The following is a 25781-nucleotide window of genomic DNA, read 5'->3' on the forward strand; positions in this document are numbered from 1 at the left end:
CAAGCCATATGCCAAAGCTAGTAACCATCGTCGGTGCCAGGCCGCAATTTATCAAGGCGGCCGTAGTATCGCGCGCAATGTCTGGACATCCTGACATTAAAGAGGCTTTGGTGCACACGGGTCAGCACTATGACGTCAACATGTCGGACATTTTTTTTGAAGAAATGTCTATTTCCAAGCCCGCATACCATTTGGGAGTAGGGGGAGGAACGCATGGTGCCATGACGGGCCGTCAGCTCGAAAAAATCGAGGAGGTGCTGATAGCCGAGAAGCCCGACTGGGTGCTGGTCTACGGTGATACGAACTCAACATTGGCTGGCGCGCTTGCCGCCGCGAAACTTCATATACCGGTAGCACATGTCGAAGCCGGGCTACGTTCCTTCAATCGAAGGATGCCAGAAGAAATCAATCGGGTAGTTACGGATCACGTTGCGACGCTGTTGTTCGCGCCAACAGAGATCTCTCGATCGAACCTGCTCGCCGAAGGAATTTCCGAGAGCAAGATCGAAGTCGTCGGCGATGTAATGTATGACGCCGCCATATTCTACAAGGACAGAGCCGTGGAGCCAGGATGGTTCAAGGACTTGCCGACCGCGCGCGGTGATTACGTTCTTTGTACTATCCATCGCGCCGAAAATACTGATAACAAACAGCACATGCAGGCGATATTTTCAGGCCTGGCGGCATCCGGGTTGCCGGTGATCTTGCCATTGCATCCGCGTACGCGCTCCCGGATCGCAGCGATGGAAATCAATCCGGCCAGCAACATCTTTTTGACGGATCCCGTCGGCTATCTGGAAATGATCTGGCTTGAAATGAATTGTCGCTCGATCGCAACCGATTCGGGAGGCGTTCAAAAAGAGGCCTATTTTCACGGAAAATCGTGCGTCACGATGCGCGAGGAAACGGAGTGGGTGGAGCTGGTCGATCTCGGATGCAACAAACTGACGGGCCCGAACGCCGGGAAGATAGCTCAGGCGATCCTCGATGATGCGGCAGTTCCGGAGTCCGCCCGCGGGATCTACGGCAGTGGTTCTTCCGGTGAAAAAATCCTGGATTCCATCTATGGATTCAAGCATCCCTAAGGAATATCCAATGCTCTTTAAGCGCGCATTTATATTTCTGACCTTCGTCTACTTCCTGACGGCGGGCATCACCTGGGTGGCCGGGGAGGCGGGCGACGGAGCCGAGGGGCGAGTCACCATGGCTGACATCGTCGCGCTCGCACTCATCGGCATCTTTGTCATCAGCAAGGTATTCAGGAACAAGAATCCGTTGCGTCTTCCGCAAGAATTCGTCAGCTACCTGCCTCTACTTGTGGTGTTTGGATTTGGCGTTGCATTTGCCGTTTATCCACTGAGGGGATTACTCGAGCTGCTTATCCACGTATTCATTTTCTTGGTGGCAATTGCTCTCTACAACATGTACGTCCAAATGCCCCGAGAGGAAGCTGCGAAAATCCTGTTGAAAATGGTTCTGTACACTGGTGCTCTTCTCGCCGTTGTAGGCTTGGTCAATTTTCTCATGTGGCCTTCCCTCATCCCGGGCGAGCTGGGCGGACTGCGTGGAACTTTCAGAAATACCGGACAGGCAGGATCATTCTTCGGGATGTATCTGGCAATCGTGTTGCCAGCCTTTTTCACAGGTCAGATCCGCAGATCCCTGCTCAACGCTGGCGCCTTGACTCTGATTGCCGTTGCGCTTCTCTTTACCTTCAAAAGAGCTGCATCCGCGGGTGCACTGGTGGGCATCCTATTGCTGGCACTCAGTATGGGCCTGTCGTCGAGTAAAAGAGACAAGCGCTTCGGTATAAGCGTGCTTGCATTCTTCATTTTGGCAACGCCGGTAGGCTATCTGCTATTTCAGTGGGCGTTGTCGAACGTTCATGGCATGGACTACTGGTTCCATCACAAATTCAATAACGAAGCCGTTGAGAATTTCTCAAGCGGCTTTCTTGAAGACAATATATCGGCCGCGACCAGGGCGTTTGAGATGAACCCGCTAATAGGTGTTGGGTTGGCAAACGTAATTGGCGTAGTTACGGCAAAGTACGAAATCCATAGTACTTATCTGGCCATAATTGGGGTGAGTGGCTTGCTAGGAGTGCTTGGTTACCTGTTCTTCATGGCTATATTTGTATTGAGGATCATTTCCGGTATGGATCGCAATCCTTATGGCCTCTATCTCAGATATTTCTTTCCCATGCTCGTAGGTCTGGCTATATCTTGGGGCTACACCTACCATCTGAGAAAGCGTGAGTTCTGGATCATGTTTTTTATTGTTGTATTAATGAGAAGCTTTTCCGTTACTGAACGCAGGGAGTTGAAGATGGGAGCCATCGATTCGGGAAATCCAGATGCATAACGTACTTCACGTGGTGTCGTACAGCTATCCCCCCGCCAATGTGCCGGCCGCCCATCGCCCGGATCAGATGACCAGATATCTCAAAAGATCTGGCATTGCATTTCGCGCCTACACGAGGGAGGGGGTAATCGACTCCAGTAGAAAAAAAGGCTCAAAGGTGGCACAAACAGGCGGCGCCAAAAAGAGCGTTTCGCATGCGTCAAAAGGGCGACTGATGTCTCTCGCCGCAAAGTTGGGTCTCCTGCTTGAAGTGGATAAGGCGACGTTGTGGGGCATCACGACATTTCCTCGCCTATGGTGGGACTTGGTCCGATTCCGCTTTCGCACAGGCCGACGAGCAACGGTTTGGACTACCAGTCCGCTCGTCACAAATATATACCTTGCTACGTTCGCAGGCATCTTCAGCTTTTCAGATGTCCATTTGGATCTGCGTGATGCGATACGTGGAATCAATGGCAGTCGCATGCCTCTCTTTACGCGGTTGGCGGTCAATTACGCAAAGACGTCTACTGTTGTCACTCCGTCGCTCCGGCAATTCATCCTCCGCCGCGCACCGAAACTCAATCCGCAGATCGTCTACAACGGTATCTCCGACGACGCGCTTCTCTCGGCGAAAAAGCTGGCTTTAGACAAGCGTCACCGGATCACGCTGGCCTACGTAGGCGCGGTCTACGGCGGGGATCGGCCTTATGTTCAGGCAATGGAATGGCTTGCCCTGGCGGCGAGCGAGCTCAGCAAACCGTGGACCGGCCTCAGTCTGACGTTTGTGGGGCGGGAGGACGTTTCCGATTTGCCGCTTCGCTATGTTTGCGACGCGTTTCAGATCAATGCCGGTGGTGAGGTTGGCAAGCAGGAGGCTCTGAATATCTCCGCCGACAGCAATATAAATATTGTGCTCGTCGGGAAGTCAGAAGAGCATCGTTGTGGCATACCTTTGAAAATATATGATCTGCTCGGTGTCGGCAGGCCCATTTTATACATAGGCCCCGCCGATTCTGATGCGGTTCGTTTTTTGGAGGAGTTCGCAGCCGGCGACTTTTTCATGATCGATACCGAAGCGGATCATCCAGCCTCGATTGAAACTCTTGCAGAGTGGCTGTGTGACGCGGCCTCCAAGGAGACCAGTGCGAAATGTGAGCCTAGTTCGTCTTCTCAGGTAAGAAAGATCCTGCAACTGATTGGGATGGAAAGTTATTGACTGATTTAGTTGGCAGGCGATCTGTTTCTTTCTTGGCCTACTGATAAGGACACGGCTATGCGCGGGTTTAAAAAAATGGTACGCAACTGGAGCCCTGGCTTGGTTGGCGACCTGTTGTTCAGCTTCTACAACCGTAACCTCTACCGAACCCGTCACGGTGGTGAGTATGATCGCTGGCGCAAATACTTTGAATCGCACACGCATTCGTCGCTTGCTGTTCTCCAAGCCGAACAATTGCGCCGTTTGCGCTTATTCCTGGATCACGCTCGGAAATCAGTTCACTATCGCTCCGTGCTGGACAACATTGATATCGCGTCTTTTTCTGTCGAAGATGTATCCAGTTTGCCACTTCTCGAAAAAGCGGAAATCCTCAGTGGATTATCCGAGATAGCAACCATCGAGCAATCCTCCGGGATCGTTTCCATGACGGGAGGCACGACCGGAAACTCAATGAAGGTCCTCTACGATCCCGAGGATGTTCAGGAACGTTTTGCATTTGTCGATGCTTTCCGCAGCTATCATGGGTACGATCTCGGCAGAAAAATAGCTTGGAGCACTGGCAAGGAGATTCTATCCAAGGCGGATCTTCGGATGGGTAGGTTCTTCAAGAGCGATATCATCAACAATATTCGATTTTTCTCAACCTTTCATCTTAATGAACTTACGTTTCCAAAATACTGGAAAGCGCTTTGCGATTTTGGTCCCGAGTATCTTCTTGGATTCCCATCCTTTTATTATGATCTCAGCCTCTACGCACGGGCAAACGGTCTCAAGCTTGAGGGGGTGAAGTGTTTCTTCCCGACTGCGGAGACGGTGACGTCGCAGCACCGAGAGGCTATTGGTGATGTATTCGGGTGCGCAGTAGTCGATCAGTACGCGTCGAGTGAGGGCGCGCCTTTTATCGTTCAATGCGCGGAAGGGAGCTATCATATTCAGCCCCATACTGGCGTTTTTGAAGTTGTTGACGAGAATCTTGAAGCCTGTGATTCCGGGGAGCTGCTTGTCACAGCTTTTTCGACTCGTGGCACACCATTGATTCGTTACAGGGTTGGTGATTCCGTCACTATGGATACTTCTGGCAGGGTTTGTGGTTGCGGATTCGGCGGCCCCCTCGTTTTGAGCATCGACGGAAGGAAGGCGGACGTTATCGTTACTCCAGGCGGCGCAAGAATATCCTCAGTAAACTTCAGCAATGCGGTTAAGGAAGCCAAGGGCGTGCAGCTCTTTCAGGTGCACCAGAGTGATTTGAGCGCCATAGAAGTGCTGGTGGTCTGTGACGCAACTTTCGACCCGTCTCAGGAAGAATTTCTTGTCCAGAACATTCGGGAGCGAGTCGGCCATGAGATGGCGGTGAACTTGCAGCGTGTACCGTCCATTCCGCGCGAGCGGAGCGGTAAATTCCGCGTGATAAAAAGTACGCTGGCGCGCGGTTCATGAGGTTTTTCCTGCTCGCAAGCTTTCCTGATTCAATCATTGCTTTCAGGGGTGCACTTATTTCGCGGCTGGTGCAAGCCGGCGAGGAAGTACATGTTGCTGCGCCCGGCATGCTCTCAGGTTCACCGGTCAGAAGCACCCTCGAAGCTGGTGGCATTGTGGTTCATGACCTGACTTTGGATCGTACAGGCACCAGTGCTTTGGGTGACTTGTTGCTGGTTTTTCGTTTATACCGGTTGTTTCGTCGAGTTCGGCCAGATGCCATTTTGGGCTATACCATCAAGCCGGTGATTTACGGCACGTTGGCTGCGTGGATTGCCCGCGTTCCCGAGCGATTTGCGCTTATTACGGGGTTGGGCTATGCCTTCACAGGTGCGCGCAATAGCTTCTTGATTTCTTTGATACGAAGAATTTATGGTTTGGCGCTTGGCAGGGCGACAAAAGTCTTTTTTCAAAACCCCGATGATCGCGCACTGTTTCAGGAGCGGGGGATTCTTCCGCTTTCCATACCAGCAGTAGTGGTAAATGGCTCCGGAATCGACATCAGGGCCTTTAATCTGGAGCCTCTGCCGGGAAAAGGGGCGGTTTTTCTGATGATCGGCAGGCTGTTGGGCGACAAGGGCGTGCGAGAGTTTGTCGCTGCTGCACGACTTATTCGGATCTTGCACCCTGTGGCTCGGTTTCAGCTAGTAGGTTGGATTGACGAGAACCCGGACGCGATATCGAAATCGGAGTTGAACGAGTGGGTGGCAGAAGGAGTCATTGAATTTTTAGGACGCCTTGAAGATGTTCGGTCTGCCATAGCTGGGTGCAACGTGTATGTACTCCCGTCGTATCGCGAAGGCACGCCTCGGACTGTACTGGAGGCAATGGCGATGGGCCGGCCGGTCATCACTACGGATGCCCCGGGGTGCCGCGAAACCGTGACCAATGGTGAAAACGGATTTCTTGTGCCCGTAGGGTCGGTGGATGCCTTGGTCACCGCCATGTTGCGTCTTATTGAAGATAGGGCCTTGCTGATTCGCATGGGCGGGAGGTCGAGGCAGATTGCCGAGGAAAAGTACGATGTGCACAAGGTTAACGAGGTGATGTTACGTGAGATGGGTATCACTTCCAGGGAAAGCGCCATGGTGAAACATGATTGAGAATTCAGCATCGTTCCAGGCATCCGTCGACTTCGCACGAGGGATTTTCGGCGAAGGTTTCATTCCGCTGCATCGCCCCGTATTTGAGGGTAACGAAAAGCAGTACCTGATCGACTGCATCGACTCCAACTTCGTTTCGTCAGTCGGCGCGCGCGTCACCGAGTTCGAACAGAAGATCGCTGCGTTCACCGGCGCGAAATACGCCATTGCCACCGTCAACGGCACGGCGGCACTGCATGCGGCATTGCAGCTCGCCGGCGTGTCGCGCGGTGATGAGGTGATCACCCAGGCGCTCACGTTCATCGCTACCTGCAATGCGCTCAGTTACACCGGCGCACATGCCGTGTTCGTGGATGTGGATCGCGACACCCTGGGCATGAGTGCGGACGCCTTGCGGCGCTTTCTCGAAAGCAAGGTGGAACGTCGCGGTGGCCAGGCTTTCAACAAGGCCACCGGTCGGCGCATCGCCGCGTGCGCGCCGATGCATACTTTTGGCTTGCCGTGCCGTATCGAGGAAATCGTGGCGCTGTGCGACGATTACGGCATCCCGGTGATCGAGGATGCGGCCGAGTCGCTGGGCAGCTATGTGGGCGGCCGGCATACCGGCACCTTCGGCAGGCTGGCCACCTTGAGCTTCAACGGCAACAAGGTGATCACCACGGGTGGTGGCGGCATGATCATCACCGACGACGAGGAGCTGGCGATCAGGGCCAAGCACCTCACCACCACGGCCAAAATCCCGCATCCCTACGAGTTCGTGCACGACATGACCGGTTACAACTACCGGATGCCGAACCTCAACGCGGCGCTGGGTTGCGCGCAGATGGAGGAGCTGCCGAAGTTCCTCGCCATCAAGGCTGAGGTCGCGAGGCGCTATGCGGAGTTCTGCGAGGCGCAAGGGATTGCGCTGGCGCAGGCGCGCGCAGGCACGGTGTCCAATTATTGGCTCAATGCGATCGTGCTGGATTCGCTGAAACAACGCGACGCCTTTCTCGAATACACCAATGGCCGCGGCGTGATGACTCGTCCCATCTGGCGCCTGATGACCCGGCTGGACATGTACAAGGACTGCGAGCACGACGGCCTGGAGAACTCCCGTTGGCTGGAGGATCGGGTGGTGAATCTCCCGTCCAGCGTGCCTGATGGTGCGATGGGCAAGGCTTGAACCTGACTGTAGTTGGATGCCATGAATATTCTTGAACTCGTTGGCCGCAAACGGCCGTTGTTTGACACCGATGTGCAGGCGCACGAAGCGGAACTTTCCGCGAAAGTGGCGGCCAGTCGCTTCCTGGTGATTGGCGGTGCCGGCTCGATCGGCCAGGCGGTCACGCGCGAGATCTTCAAGCGGCAGCCGAAAGTGCTGCACGTGGTGGATATCAGCGAAAACAACATGGTTGAGCTGGTGCGCGACATCCGCAGCACGCTGGGCTACATCGACGGCGACTTCCGCACATTCGCGATCGACTGCGGCAGCCGGGAGTTCGAAGCGTTGATGCAATCGGGCCAGTGCTACGATTACGTGCTGAACCTGTCGGCCCTGAAGCATGTGCGTAGCGAGAAGGATCCATTCACCCTGATGCGGTTGATCGAGGTGAACGTGCTCAATACCATCAAGACGATCGAACTGGCGAAGGCCGCAGGCGCTCGCAAGTATTTCTGCGTGTCCACCGACAAGGCCGCCAATCCGGTCAACATGATGGGCGCCAGCAAACGGATCATGGAAATGTTCCTGATGCGAGCCAGCGAAGAGATGCCTATTTCCACCGCGCGCTTCGCCAACGTGGCGTTCTCCGACGGTTCGTTGTTGCATGGCTTCAACCAGCGTTTTGCCAAGCGCCAGCCGATCTCCGCGCCGAACGACGTACGCCGTTACTTCGTTACGCCGCAGGAGTCCGGCGAGTTGTGCCTGATGTCCTGCCTGCTGGGCGACAATCGCGACATCTTCTTTCCGAAATTGAGCGAGGCGCTGGACCTCACCCGCTTCTCCGATATCGCGGTACGTTACCTGGCGGCGCTGGGTTTCGAGGCGCACGAATGCGCCAGCGAAGACGAGGCGCGCGATCAGGCAGCCGCCTTGATCGCGCAGAAGAAGTGGCCGTGCTATTTCTTTGCCAGCGACACCACTGGCGAAAAGGACTTCGAGGAATTCTTCACCGACCGCGAAGTGCTCGACATGCAGCGCTTCGAGAATCTGGGTGTGATCAAGAATGCGCCGGACTACGATCAGGCGCGTCTCGATCACTTCCTTGCCACGCTGGGCGCGATCCGTCAGCAGCCGACCTGGGAGAAAGCGCCCATCGTCGACTTGTTCAATCACATGATTCCGGACTTTGCCCACAAGGAAACCGGCAAGTATCTCGACGGCAGGATGTAAGGCATGCAGCGTTTGTTCGATATCGTATTGTCCGGCCTGGCGCTGCTGGTGCTGTCACCGCTGCTGGTGCCGATCGCCATCGCGCTGCGTTTCAGCGGTGAGGGCGAGGTCTTCTACGTACAGCAGCGGATAGGCCGCGGTGGCAAGGCGTTCGGCCTGTACAAGTTCGCCACCATGCTGAAGAACAGTCCGAACCTCGGCACCGGCACAGTGACGGTGAAGAACGATCCGCGGGTGTTGCCGCTGGGTGGCTTTCTGCGCAAGACCAAGATCAACGAACTGCCGCAGCTGCTCAACATCCTGCTTGGCGACATGAGCCTGGTCGGACCGCGACCGCAGACGCAGCGTTGCTTCGACGCTTTTCCCGCGTCGTCGCAAGTCCAGATCGTCAAGGTGCGCCCGGGGCTTTCCGGCATCGGCTCGATCGTGTTTCGCGATGAAGAGGAGTTGATGCACGCCAGCGTGGAGCCGGAGAAGTTCTACGACAACGTGATCATGCCGTACAAGGGCGCACTGGAAGAGTGGTACGTGGCGAACCAGGGACTGCGCACCTACCTGATGTGCATCGTGATCACGGCCTGGGTGGTGTTGTTTCCGAAGTCGTCCATCGTGAAGAAGGTTTTCCCGGGTTTGCCGGCAGAGCCGGCAGCCCTGTCGGGCGTGGTCTGAGCTTCATGGAACGCCGCGACGTTTACCAGCAAGTTGCCCGGTTGCACGTGGACAATATCAATCAGGGTTTTCTGGCGACGCTGGGTACCGGATTTGTTTCATTGATGTATCAGGCCATCGATGAGGCGCCGGCCAGCGTGTTGCTGGTCGAGGAGCGGGAGGGCCGCATCATCGGTTTTGTCGCGGGCGGCTGCGGCATGGGCGCGATCTACAAGCGCATGCTGCGCTCCCCGGTTCGTCTTGGCCTTGCGCTACTGCCTTCCCTGATGCGCCCGGCAAGGGCGCTGCGGATACTCGAAATCCTGCGTTACAGCCGTGGCCATAGTTTGCCTTCCCATCTGCCCGAAGCGGAATTGCTGAGCATCGCGGTGGATGCTTCGTGTCGTGGACAGAAGATCGCAGAACGTCTCTATCGCCGCCTGGAAGAATACTTTCGAAATGTCGGGGTGACATCCTTCAGGATTATCGTCGGCGAGGTGCTGGCGCCCGCGCACCGGTTCTACTTGCGGATGGGCGCAGTGGCGACGGACAAGGTGGAAGTTCACGAAGGAGAGTTGTCCGTCGTCTACGTACAAGAACTAACTCACGCTCGCCCAACCAGTACGTAAGCGAACAGACCTAGGTACTCGTGGAGGTAGACAGCGCTGCGTTGCAGAGCAGCGCGTCGAGGGAACCAGGAGCTGCTGTCCATGGCGTGTTCAACCGGCTTCATAGTTGGCGCTGGAATGGTATGGATCTCTTGTTTGCGAAGAGCCGCCAAGGCGCGCGGCATGTGGTGAGGAGAAGTCACCAGCAACACATGATCCAGCTTTTCCTGTTTGAGAATGCGTGCCGAGTAAAGCGCATTCTCGTAAGTGGTGTCGGCCTGGCTTTCGATCCTCAATGATGTAGCTGCAATACCTCTGATTTCGAGTATCCGGGCCATTTTGATTGCACCGCCCTTGTTGGCCGACAGGACGATGATTGGCGCCCGGCCCGCTTGATAGAGCTGATAGGCAAAACCCAGTCGATTCCGGCTGATCTTGTCGGGGTCTGCCTGCCAGTCGCTTTTCGGATCCGGTATGCCATCGCCGCCGAAGACCACGATGGCGTCGGTGACGGGATAGGTGGTGGCCGGCGAGTACGGATATTGCGACTCAAGGTTCTGGCGCATCAGGCCGACGAAGGCCGGAGTGGCGCAGAGATAAAGCCAGGTTGCGGCAACCAGGACCAGCAGACCGCCGGTTCGGTAACGTCGCAATAGCAGCAAAGTGAATCCGATCCCTGCGACAAGACACGACTGCCAGATCGGCGAGTTCAATCGGTCCAGCAAGTGATCCACGATACGAAGGGTCAATCCGCCTCGGCGACGGAATCCCCGCGGACGCGCTGGCGTGCGGTCGGCCGGATGACGTGATCGTCATTGGCGGCGATCGGCTTGGCCACGTGCATGCCTTTGCGGGTTTGCTGGCGCACCCATAGCCGTGTGACCGTCACGGTGTAGACCATGGCGAAAATGCAGAACGCGGCGAGGTTGGTGCCCGAACCCAAGCCCAGCGAACTGGTGACACTGCCCAGGAAGGCCATCGAGGCCGCCAATGCGACGAGCGCCACCAGGCTGGCGCGCGGACCGAGGCCCATGCCCATCAGGATGTGATGAATGTGGCCCCGATCAGGCTTGAACGGTGACTTGCCCTGGCGCAGGCGGCGATACATCACGGCCAGGGTATCGAGCACGGGCAGGGCCACGCACCACAGCACGTCGACGGGTGACAGCTGGCTGCCCGGTTCCTGGCTGAGGCGGATCAGGGTCCAGGCCAGCAGGTAGCCAAGCACCATGCTGCCGGCGTCACCCATGAAGATCTTGCGACCCATCAGGCCGAGGTTGGCGAAGAGGTACGGGATGGCGGCGATGGCGAGCAGGGTGATCAGGGCCAGCGATCCGCGCAGCGCGTTGGGGCCGGCGAACAGCACGATCGCGGCAATGCTGACCAGGGCCAGGCTGCCGGCCAGGCCATCGATGCCGTCCATCATGTTGAATGCGTTGAGCAGGCCGATCACGGCCACCACGGTGAGCGGAACGCCGACCCAGCCCAGCGTGAGTTCGTAACCGAAGATGTGTCCCAGGGAATGGATGTAGACCCCGGTGCTGGCGATGACCGTCAGGATCAGGATGGTCTGCACCAGCAGGCGGGTGCGGACGCTGAGGTCGGACCGGTCGTCCAGTGCGCCCAGCAGGACCAGCACGCATGACGTACCCAGCAGCACCTGGCCGAACAGCTGGAACCGGCCCCAGATGCAGGCGCCCACCAGCACGCCGAGGAAGATGGCCAGGCCACCGACCAGCGGCACGCTGCCGACGTGATGCTTGCGTTCGTTGGGAAGGTCCACCAGTCCCAGCGTGCCCGCGAAGCGGCGCAGCACGATGACCGCGACGAGCGAGGTGATGGCCGTTGCCACGCAAGCAAGAATCATCCGTGTGTCCTGCATGAGTTATGAGTCTCCAGTATCCCTGTGGACTATTTCAAAACAGCACGATCCGGGTAGACGGAGAGTGTCGCCTTTTTATGAGTCCTCTACCTTGCCGGCAGTGGACATTTTGGTTAAGGCCAGTTCTTTGCGGGCACCAACCGGGCAACATCGAGGCCTGGACCCGGCTGTCCGGAACGGCGCCGCCGTTCCACCAACCGTATTCAGGCTCTACAGCAACCCGGCCCCCTGGTGTCAGAAAGAGCCGCCTTGATCCGTGATGGGCATCAAGGGTTTCCAATCTTATCAGGTATGGACGGCTGAATCGGGGAGACTGGCGAGGGCGTTCAGGCTTGGGTGGTGTAGGTGAACGAGGTGTGGGTGAGGATTCTGGATCGATGGATGGGAGGGGCGTGCGTCGTTTCGTTGCAAGTTTTGCGGGAGTGGGCGTGTTTTTCGCGGTGTTGCTTGTTGAGGGGCGGGCTTCGTCGGGTCGCAGGGAGGGCGGGTCTTCACTGAAGTGCAACGTCAAGAGCGCACCCCCTCCTAACCTCCCCCTGCTGCGCAGGGGGAGAGATCGAGCCCGAGGCTGCTGCGCAAGGGAGGGACGAGCCCGAAGCTCCGTGCCTTGCTCCCTCCCCTGCGTAGTAGGGGAGGGCTGGGGTGGGGTCGCTCTTCGCCCCGGCTCTAAACCCCCGCAATCAACGCCGAAATCTCCGCCGTGCGTTCCTGCATCAACGCCACGTCGCCACGCGACTCCACGTTGAGTCGCAGCAGCGGTTCGGTGTTGGAGCTGCGCAGGTTGAAGCGCCACGGGCCGAAGTCGGCGCTGATGCCATCGGTGTGGTCGAGGGCGGGCGACTGGCTGGCGTAGTGGCCCATCACCCGTTCGGTGGCGGCGCGCGCGTCGGCGACCTTGAAGTTGATTTCGCCGCTGCAGGGGAAGGTGCGCATGCGGTCTTCCACCAGCTCGGCCAGTGACAGGCCGCGGGTGCTGACCAGTTCGGCGATCAGTAGCCAGGGGATCATGCCGGAGTCGCAGTAGGCGAAGTCGCGGAAGTAGTGGTGGGCGCTCATCTCGCCGCCGTAGATGGCGTTCTCGGCGCGCATGCGCTCCTTGATGAAGGCGTGGCCGGTCTTGCTGAGCACGGGGACGCCGCCGGCCTGCTGCACCATCTCGATGGTGTTCCAGGTGAGTCGCGGGTCGTGGATGATCTTGCCGCCGGGGTGGCGCGCCAGCAGGGCGGTGGCCAGCAGGCCGACCAGGTAGTAACCCTCGATGAAGCGGCCGTCGGCGTCGAAGAAGAAGCAGCGGTCGAAGTCGCCATCCCAGGCCACGCCGAAGTCGGCGCCATGGGCGCGCACCGCGTCGGCGGTGGCGGCGCGGCATTCGGGCAGCAGCGGGTTGGGGATGCCGTTGGGGAAATGGCCGTCCGCCTCGTGCTGGATGCGGATGAACTCGAACGGCAGATGCGGCGCGAGCTGGTCCACGATCAGGCCGGCGCCGCCGTTGCCGGCGTTGACCACGATCTTCAGCGGCTTCAGCCGGTCGCGCTGGATGTTGTAGCCGAGCAGGTGCTGGATATAGGCGGATTTGTCGGTCATCGCCCGCGGCGCGGCGGCACCGGCGGGAATGACTTCACGATGGCTGGCGGCGAAGTCGCGGATCGCGAACAGGCCGCTGTCGCCGCTGATCGGCCGCGAGCCTTCGCGCACGAGCTTCATGCCGTTGTAGTCCATCGGGTTGTGGCTGGCGGTGACCATCACGCCGCCGGCGGCGCCCAGGTGCATGGTCTGGAAGTAGACCTCTTCGGTGCCGCCCATGCCGATGTCGAGCACCTCGCGCCCGGCCGCGTGGAAACCGTCGGCCAGCGCCGCCTGCAACGCCGGGCTGCTCAGGCGCACGTCGCGCCCCAGCACTACCGGGCCCGGTCCCAGCTGTGCGGCCATGGCCAGGCCGATGCGGCGTGCCAGCTCTTCGTCCAGCTCGTCAGGCACGCGGCCGCGGATGTCGTAGGCCTTGAAGCAGGGGAGTGGGGGCATGCAGTCGTTCCACGAAGTGGTTGGTAGCCCGGCATTGTAGTTGCCGCGGCCGTTTTGCTCCCTCCCCTGCAAGTCCCGCAAGGGGACTTCCTTCGGTCGCAGAAAGAGTTGGGCGACCGTAGGGGAGTGCTTTAGCCGAGGGGTTGCTCTTGGGTGGGGAGCAAGATCAAAAGCGCACCCCCTCCTGACCTCCCCCTGCAAGCAGGGGGAGGAATCGAACCGGGGCCGCGCGCCTTGCTCCCTCCCCTGCTCGCAGGGGAAGGTTGGGCGACCGCAGGGAGTGCTTTAGCTGAGGGGTCGCTCTTGGGTGGGGAGCAAGATCAAGAGCGCACCCCCTCCTGACTTCCCCCTGCAAGCAGGGGGAGGAACCGACTCGGAGCCCCGCGCTCTGCTCCCTCCCCTGCTCGCAGGGGAGGGCCGGGGTGGGGTCGCTCTTCGCTTTTAGCGGAACAGCAAATTGATCGCCACCAGCGTGACCACCAGCACCACCAGGGTCAGCGGTACGCCCACGCGCAGGAAGTCCCTGCCTTTGTAGCCGCCGGGGCCGGTGACCATCATCAGGGCCGGGTGGCCGGAGCTGAGCAGGAAGGTGTTGGAGGAGGATACGGCGACGATCAGTGCATAGGCCGACGGGTTGCCACCGGTGGCGACGGCGACGCTGATGGCGATGGGCACCATCATCACGGTGGCGCCCACGTTGGACATTACCTGGGAGAACAGCAGGGTGAGCACGGCCAGGCACAGCTGCAGCACCCACGGCGATGCGCTTCCCAGGTGATCCAGCACCACCTGGGCGATCCACGCGGCGGTGCCGGTGGCGTCCATCGACCAGCCCAGCGGGATCAGGCAGGCGGTGACGAAGATGGTCTTCCAGTTGATCGCCTTGTAGCCCTCGTCCATGTTCAGCACGCCGGTGAGCAGCATGCCGATCGCGCCGGTCATCATCGCCACCGACAGGTCGAGGTTGGTGAACAGGGCCAGGCATTTGGCCAGCAGGAAGAAGCCCACCGCCTGCCAGATCTTGCCGGGGCGCTGCTGTTCCTTGGGGATGTCGGTGACCACGACAAGGTCGCGGTCTTCGGCGGCCAGCGACAGGTCGCGCCAGTTGCTGTGCAGCACCACGGTGTCGCCGGCGCGCAGGCTGACGCCGCGCACGTCCTCGCGCAGCACCTTGTCGCCGCGGGTCACCGCCAGCACGGAAATGCCGAAGCGCTTGCGCAGGCGCAGCTCGCCCACGGTGTGCTTGATGAAGCGCGACACCGGCGGAATCACCACTTCGGAAATGCCGGCTCGGCTCGGGTTGAACAGCTCGCCCAGCTGGCGCATGCGGGTGGACAGGCGGCACAGCTGGTTGTTGGCGAACTGGTTGAGTTGCTCGCGCGGGCCGAGCACGCCCAGCACCGAGCCGACCCAGATCACGTGGTCGGCCGGTGGCGCCATGCGCGCGTCGTTGCCGCTCTTGATCGCCAGGATCAGCGGCGCCTCGTACAGCTGTTCCGCCTCGCCGATGCTCATGCCGACCAGCGGGCTCTCGGCGGTGACGGTGAGCTCGGCGGTCTCGCCGACGATGCCGTAGGTTTCGGCGAAGTAGCTTTCGGTGCGCCCGGGCGTCACCTTCAGCCGTTCGTCCTCATGCCCCGGCAGCAGCTTGCGGCCGAAGAAATAGAAATAGGCGATGCCGACCACGGCCAGCGCCAGGCCCACCGGGGTGACGCTGAACAGGCCGAACTTCGGGATCGTGTGCGCGCCCGGCGGCAGGTTCACGTTGGCGCTGGCGATCAGGTCGTTCAGCACGATCAGCGGCGAGTTCGCGATCAGCGTGGTGTTGGTGGCGGTGAGGATGCAGAACGCCATCGGCAGCAGCAGCCGCGAAATCGGCACACCGGTGCGGGCGGCGAGCCGGCTGCTGACCGGGATCATCAGGGCGGCCAGCGCCTGGCTGGGAATCACCGCGCTGAACAGGCTGGCGACCATGTTGATCACCATGCCCAGCCGCGACTCCGCGCCGCGCGCCATGCGCATCACGAAGTTGGCGGTGAGCTGCAGCACGCCGGCGCGGTCCAGTCCCTCGCCCATGATCATGATCGCGATGATCGCGATCACCGCGTTGCCGGCGAAGCCGTTGAACACGCGATCGGACGGAATCAGCCCGGTCAGGCCGATCACCACCACCACCAGCAGCGCCACCATGTCGGCGCGAATCCACTCCAGCACCAGCATCAGCATGGTGAAACCCACCAGCCCGAGCACCAGGATCATTTCGGGGGTGAGCGAGAGCGCCATCAGCTGACGTCCCTGCGGCGCAGCGGCTTGCGGTGGATACGGCGGGGCAGTGGAAACTTCACGCTGCTGTCGATTCGTCCCTGGGCGGATGTCCGTGAGTATAAGCGGGGCGATGCGGTTGCTGGTGAACCTGAGGCCAAGAGCTTGACCCAAGAGCTTGACCCAAGAGCTCGACTCCAAGAGCTTGACCCCAAGAGCTTGACCCCAAGAGCTTGACCCCAAGAGCTTGACCCCAAGAGCTTGACCCCAAGAGCTTGACCCCACCCCAGCCCTCCCCTGCGAGCAGGGGAGGGAGAAGTGCGGTTGCGTTGAGTTATGTGAGGCGGTGAGGGAGCACAGCTTTTTGCTCCTCCCCCTGCTGGCAGGGGGAGGCTGGGAGGGGGTAAAGCTCTTGCTCCCCCCAGCGAAAGGACTCGCCATGCACCTCAAGTGGATCCGTGCCCGCCGCCTGCGCAACGAAGGCACCGATGCCGAGCGGCGTCTGTGGCAACACCTGCGGCATCGCCAACTGGCCGGCCACAAGTTCCGGCGGCAGTATCCGCTGGCCGGTTACATCGTGGACTTCATCTGCGTGCCGGCGCGGCTGGTGGTCGAGCTGGATGGCGGCCAGCACCTGGACGCGATCGACTACGACCGGCGGCGCACGGAAATCCTGGGGCGCGAAGACTACCGCGTGTTGCGCTTCTGGAATGACGAGGTGCTGCTGCGCAAGCAGGATGTGGTGGGGGAGATTTTTCGGGTGCTGGAGGAGAGGTCAAGAGCGTGACCCCACCCCGGCCCTCCCCTACGTTGTAGGGGAGGGAGTAGTTCCGGCGAGCTCGCAGCTTTTCTCCCTCCCCTGCGAAGTAGGGGAGGGTTGGGGTGGGGTCACGCTCTTGCTCAGACTTTCCGGTAAAGCAAATCCCAAACCCCATGCCCCAGCTTCAGCCCGCGCCGTTCGAAGTGGGTTTCGATGCGCCACTCGGGTTTCTCGGCGTACTGCCCGGCGCCGAGCTGGTTGCGCCAGGCGGGGGCGGCTTCCATCACTTCGAGCATGTGTTCGGCGTAGGGCTGCCAGTCGGTGGCCAGGTGCAGCAGGCCGTTCGGGGCCATGCGCGAGGCGAGCAGGGCGACGAATTCGGGCTGGATCAGGCGACGTTTGTTGTGGCGCTTCTTGTGCCACGGGTCGGGAAACCAGATGCGCGCCTCGGCCAGCGTGCCTGGCGCGATCTCGTGTTCCAGCACTTCCACCGCGTCGTGTTTGTAGATGCGCACATTGCTGGCGTCGCGGGCGGCCAGTGCGTTCATCAGCCGGCCCACGCCGGGGCCGTGCACTTCGACGCCGAGGAAGTCGCGGGCCTGGTCGTGCTCGCTGGCCCAGGCCAGCGCCTCGCCGTTGCCGAAGCCGATCTCCAGCACCAGCGGCGCGCTGCGCCCGAAGCTGGCGGTGAAGTCGTGCGACGCACCGCGGTAGTCGATGCCGAAGCGCGACCACAAGGTGTCGAAGGCGCGCTGCTGCGCGGGCGTCATGCGGCCCTCGCGCAGCACGAAGCTGCGGATGCGGCGCATGTAATCGGGTGTGGGGGAGTCGGTGGGCTCGGACATCTGCGTATTGTAGGACTTGTGCCGGCGTCGGCTGGCTGGGGGATGCGTTGGATGCTCTTCGCCTCAAGCGCAAAGTCAAAAGCGAACCCCACCCCAGCCCTTTCTGCGACCGAAGGAAGTCCCCTTGCGGGACAAGCAGGGGAGGGAGCCAGGCGTGAGGCTACGCGCCCCGTTCTCTCCGTACGAAGCAGGGGGAGTCAGGCGTGAGGCCGTGCGTTCCACTCCCTCCCCTGCGAAGTAGGGGAGGGTTGGGGTGGGGTTCGCTCTTGCCCCTAATGGCGCCGATCTTCCCGATCCAGTCGCTCGGCGCCCTTTCTCGGTGATGGCCGCGACGTGTTCTGCTGCGGTCTGGGTGCTTCGACTCGCGGTGCCGGGCGTTGCTGCGGTTGGTAGCGGGGCGGCGGCGGCGCGCTGGGACGGGGTTGTGGTCGCGGCGCTTCGCGCATGGGCTCGCGCTGCACGGGTTCGGGGCGCTGGAAGCGTGGCTGCGGACGTTCGAAGCGGCGTGGCTCGGGCTCGCTGCGCATGGGCGTGGTGACGGGCTGCTGCGGTGTCACGCGCTGGAACTGCGCGCGGTCATGAGGCACCACGCGCGCATCGTCGCGCCGGGTCGGCGGCATCGGGCGGGGCGCGCGCTCGTTGACCGCCGGCGTGGGCGGACTCGGGGCGATGTAGCTCACTCCGGGACGTTGCATGCTTTCGCGGCGGTCGGCACCGTAAGGACTGCGTGGATGCGCGAAGCGGGCCGAGCGCAGTTCGCCGTCGTCACGCGCATTGTTCATGCGGTCTTCGCGAGTGGCTGGCGTGATGCGAGGCACCGTCGGCAACTGCGCCGTTGCGGGCGCGGCACGGCGCACGTTGCCACCGTCGCGATCGGCCATCGGCGGGCGTCGCCCCGGGCCCTGGCTGCCCAGCACGCGCACCCGTCCGCTGGAGGTGTCGCCCGTCAGCTTGCCGTGGTTCGGCACGGGGGCGTCGTGGATGTTCGGTGGCGCGCGACGGGCGACCACCTCGCGGGTGAAGCCGCCGGCGGGGAGGTTGCGCACGTGGGTGGTGCGCGGCCCGTGGTCGCCGCGGTCGGTGGGACGCACGCCGGCGATGTCGCGCGTGCGCAACGACGTGTCGGTGAGCTTGCGCGGATCGACATGCAGGCGATTGCCCTTCACGCGATGGCCGCCGGCGAAGTTGTCGCCGGACACCGCGGTGAAACCGCGGGGCGCGCCGCGATGGTGGTCGCCACGAGCGAAGTCGCCGCGACGGTAGCGGTTGTAGTGGTCGTCGACGTCGCGCCGCGGATCGTGTCCGCCGCGCACGCGGATGTTGTGCACGTTGACGCGGGTGTAATAGCGGCGGCCGCAGCGATACCACGGGTTGTAGATGTCGCCCGGGCCCAGCGGGAACCAGCCCACCGGCGCGCCACCGATGCCCACTGACCAGCCACCACCACCGACGAAGGCGACCAGTGCCGGCGCGTAGATCGCACGCACGCCGCGCGGGCCGGGAATCCAGCCCCAGCCGCGCTGGGTGTAGGCCCAGCGACCGTAGTGGTATGGCGCGTAACCCCAGGGCGCGTCGTCGATCCAGGTCCAGCCCCAGGGTGCGATGTAGGCCCAGTGGCCGTTGCGGTACGGCGCCCAGTCCGAACCGACGTTGCGCGGATACCACACCGCACCGTATTCGCTGCTGTCCTGCCAGGCGCCGTACTGGTCCAGGTCCTGGTAGCCGACCACGTCGTCGGAGACGTACTGGCTGCTGTCGGACTGCGCGTAGCGACGATCGCGCTCGCTGGCCCAGCGATCGAAGGCGTCGCCGCCGGCGATGTCGCTGATCGTCACCATGCTCAGGCTGGCGTCGGTGAAGCGGTAGCTGCGGCCGGGATTGATCGAGCGCTGGGCGTTGTTTTCTCCGAACACGGTGGCAGCGCCATCCAGCGCCGCGATGCGCGTGCTGCCGTCGCCCGGATCGATGTCGACGCGGAACGTGCCGGGTTGGTCCACCACCAAGGCCACCGCGGGAGTGTCGATCTCGTAGCTTTCGCCGTCGCCGAGCTGGCGCACGGTGAGGCTCAGGCTGCCCCGGGTCAGCTCGATCTGCGCCAGCTGGTCGTTGAGATCGAGCAGACCGAGGTCGGACTGGCCATCGATGCGCAGGGTGCCGCCGTCGAACTCCAGTTCGGCACGCGTGCCCGCCGCACTGGAGAGCTTGTCGCCGGTGGTCAGCGGGCGGTTGACGTTGGCGTCGCTCCAGTCCTTCGCGCCGGAAGGCAGGAAGCCCAGGTCGCCGCCGACATACGACAGGCGCGCCACCCGGGTCGGCGGGTCGGCGCTGTCATCGGCGTCGGATGGGGCGTCGGATTGCGCCTGCGCCAATCCGGCGACCAGGCACAACAGCAACACCGCCAGCACGCGCCGGTAGCGGCGCCATGAAACAGGGGACTCGGCAAACCTGGACATGCGGCTCTCCTTGGCAAGTGCAGATGAGGCGGGAGCAGGGCGGGGTTTCGTCATGGGACCGTGAACGCGCAGTGTCGACCAAACGATGACCCTCCGCCGAGTATGCGCAGGCGATTGTTCAGCACCCGTTGGGTGCGCCGCTCCTGGCCATGGCTCCCTCCCCTGCTCGTAGGGGAGGGCCGGGGTGGGGTCGCTCCTGACGCCGCCTTCCAACCACGCGAATCCCGGGTTACCATCCGCCGGCCAAGTGCGGGTGTAGCTCAATGGTAGAGCTGTAGCTTCCCAAGCTACTGACGAGGGTTCGATTCCCTTCACCCGCTCCACTCCCCGCTGCATCGATCCCCGAGCTTTCCACAACCCACATGGCGGATCTGATTACCTTGGGCTGGCGGGAGCGGCTGGCGTTGCCGCAATTGGGCATTCCCTTGCTCAAGGCCAAGCTCGATACCGGGGCGCGCAGCAGTTCGCTGCATGTGGACACCCTCGAAACGTTCCAGCGTGACGGCGATACCTGGCTGCGCTTCAGCCTTCACGTGGGGCGGCGCTCGCCGCTGGCGATCAGCTGCGAAGCGCCTGCGCTGGATCGGCGCACGGTCACCGATACCGGCGGCCGCCGCACTGAGCGGTGGTTCATTCGCACTGCGGTAGAACTGGCCGGGCAGCGATTCGAGATCGACGTCAATCTCACCGATCGCCGGCATATGCTGTTTCCGATGTTGCTGGGTCGCAGTGCGCTAAGCGGGCGCGTTGCGGTGGACCCGGCGCTTTCCTATACCCAGCCGCGGCCGTCGACCACGACCGTGCCATCCCGATGACGGCCTGCCCATGAAAATTGCGATCCTGTCGCGCAATACCCGACTGTATTCGACCAAGCGCCTGGTCGAGGCCGCGCGCGTGCGCGGGCACGTGGTGCGGGTGTTCGATCCGCTGCGCTGCTACGTGCGCATCGCGCCGGGTGCATCGTCGATCCGCTTCAAGGGCAAGGAGGTGCGCGACATCGATGCGGTGATCCCGCGCATCGGCACCTCCAGCACGTTCTACGGCACCGCCGTGCTGCGCCAGCTGGAGATGATGGGCGTGTACACGCCGAACCCGTCCGACGCGGTGCTGCGGGCGCGCGACAAGCTGCGCTGCCTGCAGATCCTGGCCGCCCAGGGCATCGACATGCCGGTGACCGTGTTCGGCGACAACCCCGACGACACCGAGGACGTGCTGGCCCTGCTCGGCGATCCGCCGCACGTGATCAAGTTGAACGAGGGCAGCCAGGGCACCGGCGTGGTGCTGGCCGAGAAGCGCGCGGCTTCGCAGAGCGTGATCGAGGCGTTCCGCGGCCTGTATGCCAATTTCCTGGTGCAGGAGTTCGTCGCCGAGGCCAAGGGCAGCGACCTGCGCTGCTTCGTGGTCGGCAACCAGGTGGTCGCGGCGATGCAGCGCGACTCCAGCCCCGGCGATTTCCGCGCCAACCTGCATCGCGGCGGCAGCGCGAAGGCGGCCACGCTGAGCGCCGACGAGGAGCGCATCGCGGTGGCGGCGGCCGGCGCGCTGGGCCTGGGCGTGGCCGGCGTGGACCTGCTGCGTTCGAACCGCGGGCCGCTGCTGCTGGAGGTCAACGCGTCGCCCGGACTGGAAGGCATCGAGGCCGCCACCGGGGTGGATGTGGCGGCGGCGATCATGGCCTTGCTGGAAGCGCAGGCCGCCGTAAAACCCGGCGAAACCCGCGCCCGCCGGCGTCCCGCGAAGGCCTGATGCCGTCGTTGGCTTCCCGCCAGGATGTGAATTGACACGGTGTTAACTCGCTCATAACCCGCCACGCCCTATAACGCTTCCACTGTTTTTTGCGACACCGCGACCCGCAGGGTGCGGCGCCGGCAGACGATGGTATCGGGGCAGTAACTTGGGCCCAGGTGGGCGACGGCGAGTCGCGCATCTGGGCTTTTTCTTGCCCGCACGACTGCCACACGAACGCGCGTTCAGGTTTCTTTCGCTGCCGCCGCGCTGCGTTCATCCAAGATTGTTAAGCTGACAGCCCCAGCCGGCCCGTGAGCCGGCTGCGCAGGAGTGACACATGCGCGTACTGGTGATCGAAGACAACAGCGATATCGCGACCAACATCGGCGATTACCTGGAAGACCGGGGTAACGTGGTCGATTTCGCGGGTGACGGCGTGACCGGCCTGCATCTGGCCGTGGTGCACGATTTCGACGTGATCGTGCTGGATCTCACGCTGCCCGGCATGGACGGCCTGGAGGTCGCCCGCAAGTTGCGCCACGAGGCGCACAAGCAGACGCCGATCCTGATGCTGACCGCGCGCGACGCGCTGGAGCAGAAGCTGACCGGTTTCGAATCGGGCGCCGACGACTACATGACCAAGCCGTTCGCGCTGCAGGAGCTGGCCGCGCGACTCGAAGTGCTGGCACGCCGGGGCAAGGGCCCGCAGAGCCGCGTGCTGAAAGTGGCCGACCTCACCTTCAACCTCGACACGCTGACGGTGAACCGCGAAGGCAAGTCGATCCAGTTGAACCCGATCGGCCTGAAGCTGCTGCAGGCGCTGATGGAAGCCAGTCCCTCGGTGGTCACCCGGCAGGACCTGGAACAGAAGGTGTGGGGCGAGGAACTACCCGACAGCGATTCGTTGCGCGTGCATATCCACGGTCTGCGCGCCGCGATCGACAAACCCTTCGAGAAGCCGCTGATCCACACGCGGCACGGCATTGGCTATCGGATGGTCGAGCCGGATGCAGTCCAGGCGTAAGCTTCGTTTTCGGCTGGTCGTCTCCTTCACGCTGTTCGGCTTCGGCCTCAGCGCGTTGTTTGCGTTCGCCGCGTTGAACATCCGTTCGCGGGTGGAAGACCAGCTGGTCAACGCCAGCCTGCTGGACGACGCCAAGTACGCGAACCATTACGCGCAGGAACACCCGGAGGCGCCGGGGCCGGGGTCGCAGCTGATCACGGGCATGACCAAGAGCGACCGCACCTTGTACAAGGCGCCGCTGGCCTGGCAGAACCTGGCCGACACCAATGGCGTGCACGACATCATCGAGCAGGGCGAAGATGGCAACCAGCGGCACTACAAGCTGGCGGTGTATCGCGAGAACCACATCATCAGCTTCGTCCGCTACGACGTCACGCGCGAGGAGCTGGGCAAGCAGCAACTGCTGATCAGCGTGATCGGCGCGGTATTCCTGTTCGGCCTGCTTTCACTGGTACTGGGCTTGTGGCTCTCGCGCAAGGTGTTGAAGCCGGTTACCGAACTGGCCAATCGCCTGCGCGACTTTCGCAAAGTCGGCAAGGCCGAGCCGCTGGCGCCGCATTTCGCCGACGACGAGGTGGGCGAGCTGGCGCATGCGCTGGACGAGTATTCGGCGCGGCTCACGGCGATGGTCGAGCGCGATCGCGAATTCAATTCCGACGTCAGCCACGAACTGCGCACGCCGCTGGCGGTGATCGCCAGTACCACCGAATTGCTGCAGGGCTCGCCCGATCTCACGGAAAAGCTGAGCGAGCGGCTGAAGCGGATCGAGCGCGCCTCGCGCCAGGCCACCGAGCTGATCGAGGCCTTGCTGCTGCTGTCACGCGCCGAGCGGCGTGGTCCGACCCGCGGCGAAACCACCGAGGTCGGCAAGGTCGCCGCCGACGTGATCGAGAGCCAGCGTCCCCAGGTGCGCGGCAAGCCGCTCACCGTCGAGCTGCGGACCGAGCAGCAGGTCAGCGTGAATGCCCCGGCCTCCGTATTGTCGGTGGCGCTGACCAACCTGATCGGCAACGCGATCAAGTACACGCTCGAAGGCAGCGTGCAGGTGGTGGTGGGCAACGGCAGCATCGAAGTGATCGACACCGGCCCGGGCATCAAGCCCGAAGATGCCGAGCGCCTGTTCCAGCGCGGCGTGCGCGGCGAAGGTGCCGGCGGCAGCGGTGCCGGGCTGGGTCTGGCCATCGTGCGCCGGCTGTGCGAACTGTATGGCTGGAATGTGTCGATGCGGCCCCGCAGCGATGCCAACGGGGCGATCGCCTGCATCAGGTTCGGCTGAATTCCTGTTTCCCGAGAGTCAAAAGCGACCCCACCCCAACCCTCCCCTGCGTTGCAGGGGAGGGAGTCAGGCGGCGTTGCTCCTCCCCCTGCGTGCAAGGGAGGGAGCTGGGCGGCGTTGCTCCTCCCCCTGCGTGCAGGGGGAGGTTGGGAGGGGGTCGCTCTTGACTCAGACCTGCTCCAGCCAGCCCCACTTGTCGTGGGTGCGGCCGTCGAACAGGCCGAAGAACAGTTCCTGCAGGCGGCGGGTGACGCGGCCGGCGGTGCCGTTGCCGATCTGCTTGCCGTCGACCGAGCGGATCGGGGTGACTTCGGCGGCGGTGCCGCACATCAGGATCTCGTCGGCGAGGTAAAGGTACTCGCGCGGCAGGTCGCGTTCGACCACTTCGATGCCGTCTTCGCGGGCCAGTGTCTTCAGCGTGTCGCGGGTGATGCCGGTGAGGATCGAGGCGCTGGCCGGGGTGGTGTGCAGCACGCCGTCGAAGACCAGGAACAGGTTCTCGCCGGCGCCTTCGCTGAGCAGGCCGCTGGAGGCCAGCGCGATGCCTTCACCGAAGCCGAGGCGGCGCGCTTCGCGTGCGATCAGCTGGCCGGAAAGGTAGTTGCCGCCGGCCTTGGCGCCGGCCGGGATGGTGTTCGGCGCGAAGCGCTGCCAGCTGGACACGCAGGCGGTGATGCCGTTCTCCAAGGCCTCTGGCCCCAGGTACGGACCCATCGGCCATGCCGCCACGGCGACATCGATCGGGGTTTCCGCGGACAGGCCGAAGCCGCCCAAGCCGCGGTAGGCAACCGGGCGCAGGTAGGACGCGCCCAGGCCGTTCTTCTTGATCACCGCGCGGCAGGCCGCAGCCAGTTCGTCGGCCGTGTACGGCAGCGCCATGTCGTAGATCTTGGCCGACTGGTACAGCCGGTTGATGTGGTCGGTCAGGCGGAAGATCGCGGCGCCGTCGGGGGTGGCGTAGCTGCGGATGCCTTCGAACACCGATGAGCCGTAGTGCAGGGCGTGGGACATCACGTGGGTGGTCGCCTCGGCCCACGGCTTGATCTCACCGTTTTGCCAGATCCATTCGGGGTACTGCTGGGCCATGTCGATTCTCCAATGGGGACCGCCCATGATAACTGCTATCGGCGGAACCGGCGTCAACGCCCGCTTTCAATCGCCCCGCCTTCAATCAGCATTGCGCAGCCACAGGCAGCCGGCCTGGTGGACGATGTCGAAGCGCAGTTCGCGCGGGTTGCCGTTGCCGTCGCTGTCGGCGGTGTGCACCACCAGCTGATTGTGTGCCGGCGCTGTCGGGGCTGGGTCGACGTTCATGGCGAATGGATCGGCGAGGCTGCTGGCCGATGCCGGCGCCGCGGCGGACTCGTCGGGCGCCTTCACGTCCAGCAATGGCTGTTTCATCAGCCGGGTCAGCGACTGGATGTCGGCTACGGCCGCGCCGCGGCCGTAGCCGTCCCACAGCATCATGCCCGCCAGCCGGTTGGCGTCATGGCTGGCGAAGGCATCGATCACGCCCTGGCGCAACGCACCCAGAGTGGCGGCGCACAGGGTTGGCGTGGTGGTGGCGGTCACGGCGGGTGCCGACGCGGCGACACGACTGGCCGGGGTGGCCTGCAGCGCGGCGCAAGGCTGGTCGGTGAAGACCGCACTGCCATTGGCGCCGATGCAGCGATGGATCGGCGTCTGCGCCGCGACGGGCGCGGCCCAGGCAAGCGCGATCAGGCAGAGCAAGGTGGCCAGGCGATACATCGCGCCAGC

22 protein-coding genes and 1 tRNA gene are annotated in these 25781 nt (G+C 62.4%); 15 read left to right on the top strand and 8 right to left on the bottom strand.

Annotated elements, in window-relative coordinates:
• The first annotated feature begins 8 nt into the window (after positions 1–8).
• Genes wecB through ASD55_RS03915 form a run of 9 tightly spaced genes read left to right on the top strand, consistent with a single transcriptional unit; the run spans position 9 to position 9792 of the window.
• The gene (gene wecB / locus ASD55_RS03875; RefSeq protein ID WP_056763848.1) at positions 9–1085 is read left to right on the top strand and encodes a UDP-N-acetylglucosamine 2-epimerase (non-hydrolyzing); all 1077 of its coding nucleotides are present in this window, start codon (positions 9–11) and stop codon (positions 1083–1085) included.
• Positions 1066–2364 (top strand): hypothetical protein, encoded by a 1299-nt coding sequence (locus tag ASD55_RS03880; RefSeq protein ID WP_157598775.1) that lies wholly within the window; start codon positions 1066–1068, stop codon positions 2362–2364. The genes wecB and ASD55_RS03880 overlap by 20 nt, the downstream gene beginning before the upstream one ends.
• Positions 2357–3562: a hypothetical protein gene (locus ASD55_RS18300; protein WP_157598778.1), complete on the top strand. Its 1206-nt coding sequence runs from the start codon at positions 2357–2359 to the stop codon at positions 3560–3562. The genes ASD55_RS03880 and ASD55_RS18300 overlap by 8 nt, the downstream gene beginning before the upstream one ends.
• A 57-nt stretch (positions 3563–3619) precedes the next feature.
• Positions 3620–4999 (top strand): phenylacetate--CoA ligase family protein, encoded by a 1380-nt coding sequence (locus ASD55_RS03890; RefSeq protein ID WP_157598781.1) that lies wholly within the window; start codon positions 3620–3622, stop codon positions 4997–4999.
• On the top strand, positions 4996–6141 hold the full coding sequence (locus ASD55_RS03895) for a glycosyltransferase family 4 protein (RefSeq protein WP_056763854.1): 1146 nt from the start codon (positions 4996–4998) through the stop codon (positions 6139–6141). Before ASD55_RS03890 ends, ASD55_RS03895 begins: the two co-directional genes overlap by 4 nt.
• Entirely contained in the window at positions 6134–7306 is a 1173-nt protein-coding gene (locus tag ASD55_RS03900) for a LegC family aminotransferase (protein ID WP_056763855.1), read from the top strand. The genes ASD55_RS03895 and ASD55_RS03900 overlap by 8 nt, the downstream gene beginning before the upstream one ends.
• A gap of 21 nt (positions 7307–7327) precedes the next feature.
• Positions 7328–8515 (top strand): UDP-N-acetylglucosamine 4,6-dehydratase, encoded by a 1188-nt coding sequence (locus tag ASD55_RS03905; protein ID WP_056763857.1) that lies wholly within the window; start codon positions 7328–7330, stop codon positions 8513–8515.
• Positions 8516–8518: 3 nt separating this feature from the next.
• Complete coding sequence (locus tag ASD55_RS03910; protein WP_056763859.1) at positions 8519–9184, top strand: sugar transferase; 666 nt, start codon at positions 8519–8521, stop codon at positions 9182–9184.
• Positions 9185–9189: 5 nt separating this feature from the next.
• On the top strand, positions 9190–9792 hold the full coding sequence (locus ASD55_RS03915) for a GNAT family N-acetyltransferase (RefSeq protein WP_082542636.1): 603 nt from the start codon (positions 9190–9192) through the stop codon (positions 9790–9792).
• Here ASD55_RS03915 and ASD55_RS03920 read toward each other — a convergent pair.
• From ASD55_RS03920 to ASD55_RS03935, 4 genes are all read right to left on the bottom strand, one after another.
• Positions 9768–10505: a YdcF family protein gene (locus ASD55_RS03920; RefSeq protein ID WP_157598783.1), complete on the bottom strand. Its 738-nt coding sequence runs from the start codon at positions 10503–10505 to the stop codon at positions 9768–9770. The genes ASD55_RS03915 and ASD55_RS03920 overlap by 25 nt on opposite strands.
• Before the next feature lie 11 nt (positions 10506–10516).
• On the bottom strand, positions 10517–11623 hold the full coding sequence (locus tag ASD55_RS03925) for a UDP-phosphate N-acetylglucosaminyl-1-phosphate transferase (RefSeq protein ID WP_056763864.1): 1107 nt from the start codon (positions 11621–11623) through the stop codon (positions 10517–10519).
• Between the two features lie 696 nt (positions 11624–12319).
• Positions 12320–13675 (bottom strand): phosphomannomutase/phosphoglucomutase, encoded by a 1356-nt coding sequence (locus ASD55_RS03930; RefSeq protein ID WP_056763866.1) that lies wholly within the window; start codon positions 13673–13675, stop codon positions 12320–12322.
• A 441-nt stretch (positions 13676–14116) separates the two neighbouring features.
• Positions 14117–15958: an SLC13 family permease gene (locus ASD55_RS03935; protein ID WP_200946054.1), complete on the bottom strand. Its 1842-nt coding sequence runs from the start codon at positions 15956–15958 to the stop codon at positions 14117–14119.
• A 418-nt stretch (positions 15959–16376) separates the two neighbouring features.
• Between ASD55_RS03935 and ASD55_RS03940 the strand changes: the two genes are divergently transcribed.
• On the top strand, positions 16377–16724 hold the full coding sequence (locus ASD55_RS03940; RefSeq protein WP_056763868.1) for a DUF559 domain-containing protein: 348 nt from the start codon (positions 16377–16379) through the stop codon (positions 16722–16724).
• A 113-nt stretch (positions 16725–16837) separates the two neighbouring features.
• Here ASD55_RS03940 and trmB read toward each other — a convergent pair whose 3' ends face one another.
• Complete coding sequence (trmB, locus tag ASD55_RS03945) at positions 16838–17542, bottom strand: tRNA (guanosine(46)-N7)-methyltransferase TrmB (RefSeq protein WP_056763870.1); 705 nt, start codon at positions 17540–17542, stop codon at positions 16838–16840.
• A gap of 272 nt (positions 17543–17814) precedes the next feature.
• The gene (locus tag ASD55_RS03950) at positions 17815–19995 is read right to left on the bottom strand and encodes a FecR family protein (protein WP_056763871.1); all 2181 of its coding nucleotides are present in this window, start codon (positions 19993–19995) and stop codon (positions 17815–17817) included.
• A gap of 249 nt (positions 19996–20244) precedes the next feature.
• Between ASD55_RS03950 and ASD55_RS03955 the strand changes: the two genes are divergently transcribed.
• The 5 genes from ASD55_RS03955 (at position 20245) to ASD55_RS03975 (ending at position 24023) form a co-directional block, all read left to right on the top strand.
• Positions 20245–20318 (top strand) — tRNA-Gly (locus tag ASD55_RS03955).
• A 39-nt stretch (positions 20319–20357) separates the two neighbouring features.
• Positions 20358–20810 (top strand): RimK/LysX family protein, encoded by a 453-nt coding sequence (locus ASD55_RS03960; protein WP_056763873.1) that lies wholly within the window; start codon positions 20358–20360, stop codon positions 20808–20810.
• Positions 20811–20820: 10 nt separating this feature from the next.
• Entirely contained in the window at positions 20821–21741 is a 921-nt protein-coding gene (gene rimK / locus ASD55_RS03965; RefSeq protein ID WP_056718413.1) for a 30S ribosomal protein S6--L-glutamate ligase, read from the top strand.
• A 319-nt stretch (positions 21742–22060) separates the two neighbouring features.
• Positions 22061–22747: a response regulator transcription factor gene (locus tag ASD55_RS03970; RefSeq protein ID WP_007809337.1), complete on the top strand. Its 687-nt coding sequence runs from the start codon at positions 22061–22063 to the stop codon at positions 22745–22747.
• On the top strand, positions 22731–24023 hold the full coding sequence (locus ASD55_RS03975; RefSeq protein ID WP_056763875.1) for a HAMP domain-containing sensor histidine kinase: 1293 nt from the start codon (positions 22731–22733) through the stop codon (positions 24021–24023). Before ASD55_RS03970 ends, ASD55_RS03975 begins: the two co-directional genes overlap by 17 nt.
• Before the next feature lie 168 nt (positions 24024–24191).
• Here ASD55_RS03975 and ASD55_RS03980 read toward each other — a convergent pair whose 3' ends face one another.
• Entirely contained in the window at positions 24192–25109 is a 918-nt protein-coding gene (locus ASD55_RS03980; protein ID WP_056763877.1) for a branched-chain amino acid transaminase, read from the bottom strand.
• Positions 25110–25190: 81 nt separating this feature from the next.
• Positions 25191–25772 carry a DUF4124 domain-containing protein gene (locus ASD55_RS03985; protein WP_056763878.1) on the bottom strand — a complete coding sequence of 194 codons (582 nt, stop codon included), beginning with the start codon at positions 25770–25772 and terminating at the stop codon, positions 25191–25193.
• Positions 25773–25781: the final 9 nt, after the last annotated feature.

The sequence above is a fragment of the Rhodanobacter sp. Root561 genome, assembly GCF_001427365.1.
Classification (GTDB): Bacteria; Pseudomonadota; Gammaproteobacteria; order Xanthomonadales; family Rhodanobacteraceae; genus Rhodanobacter.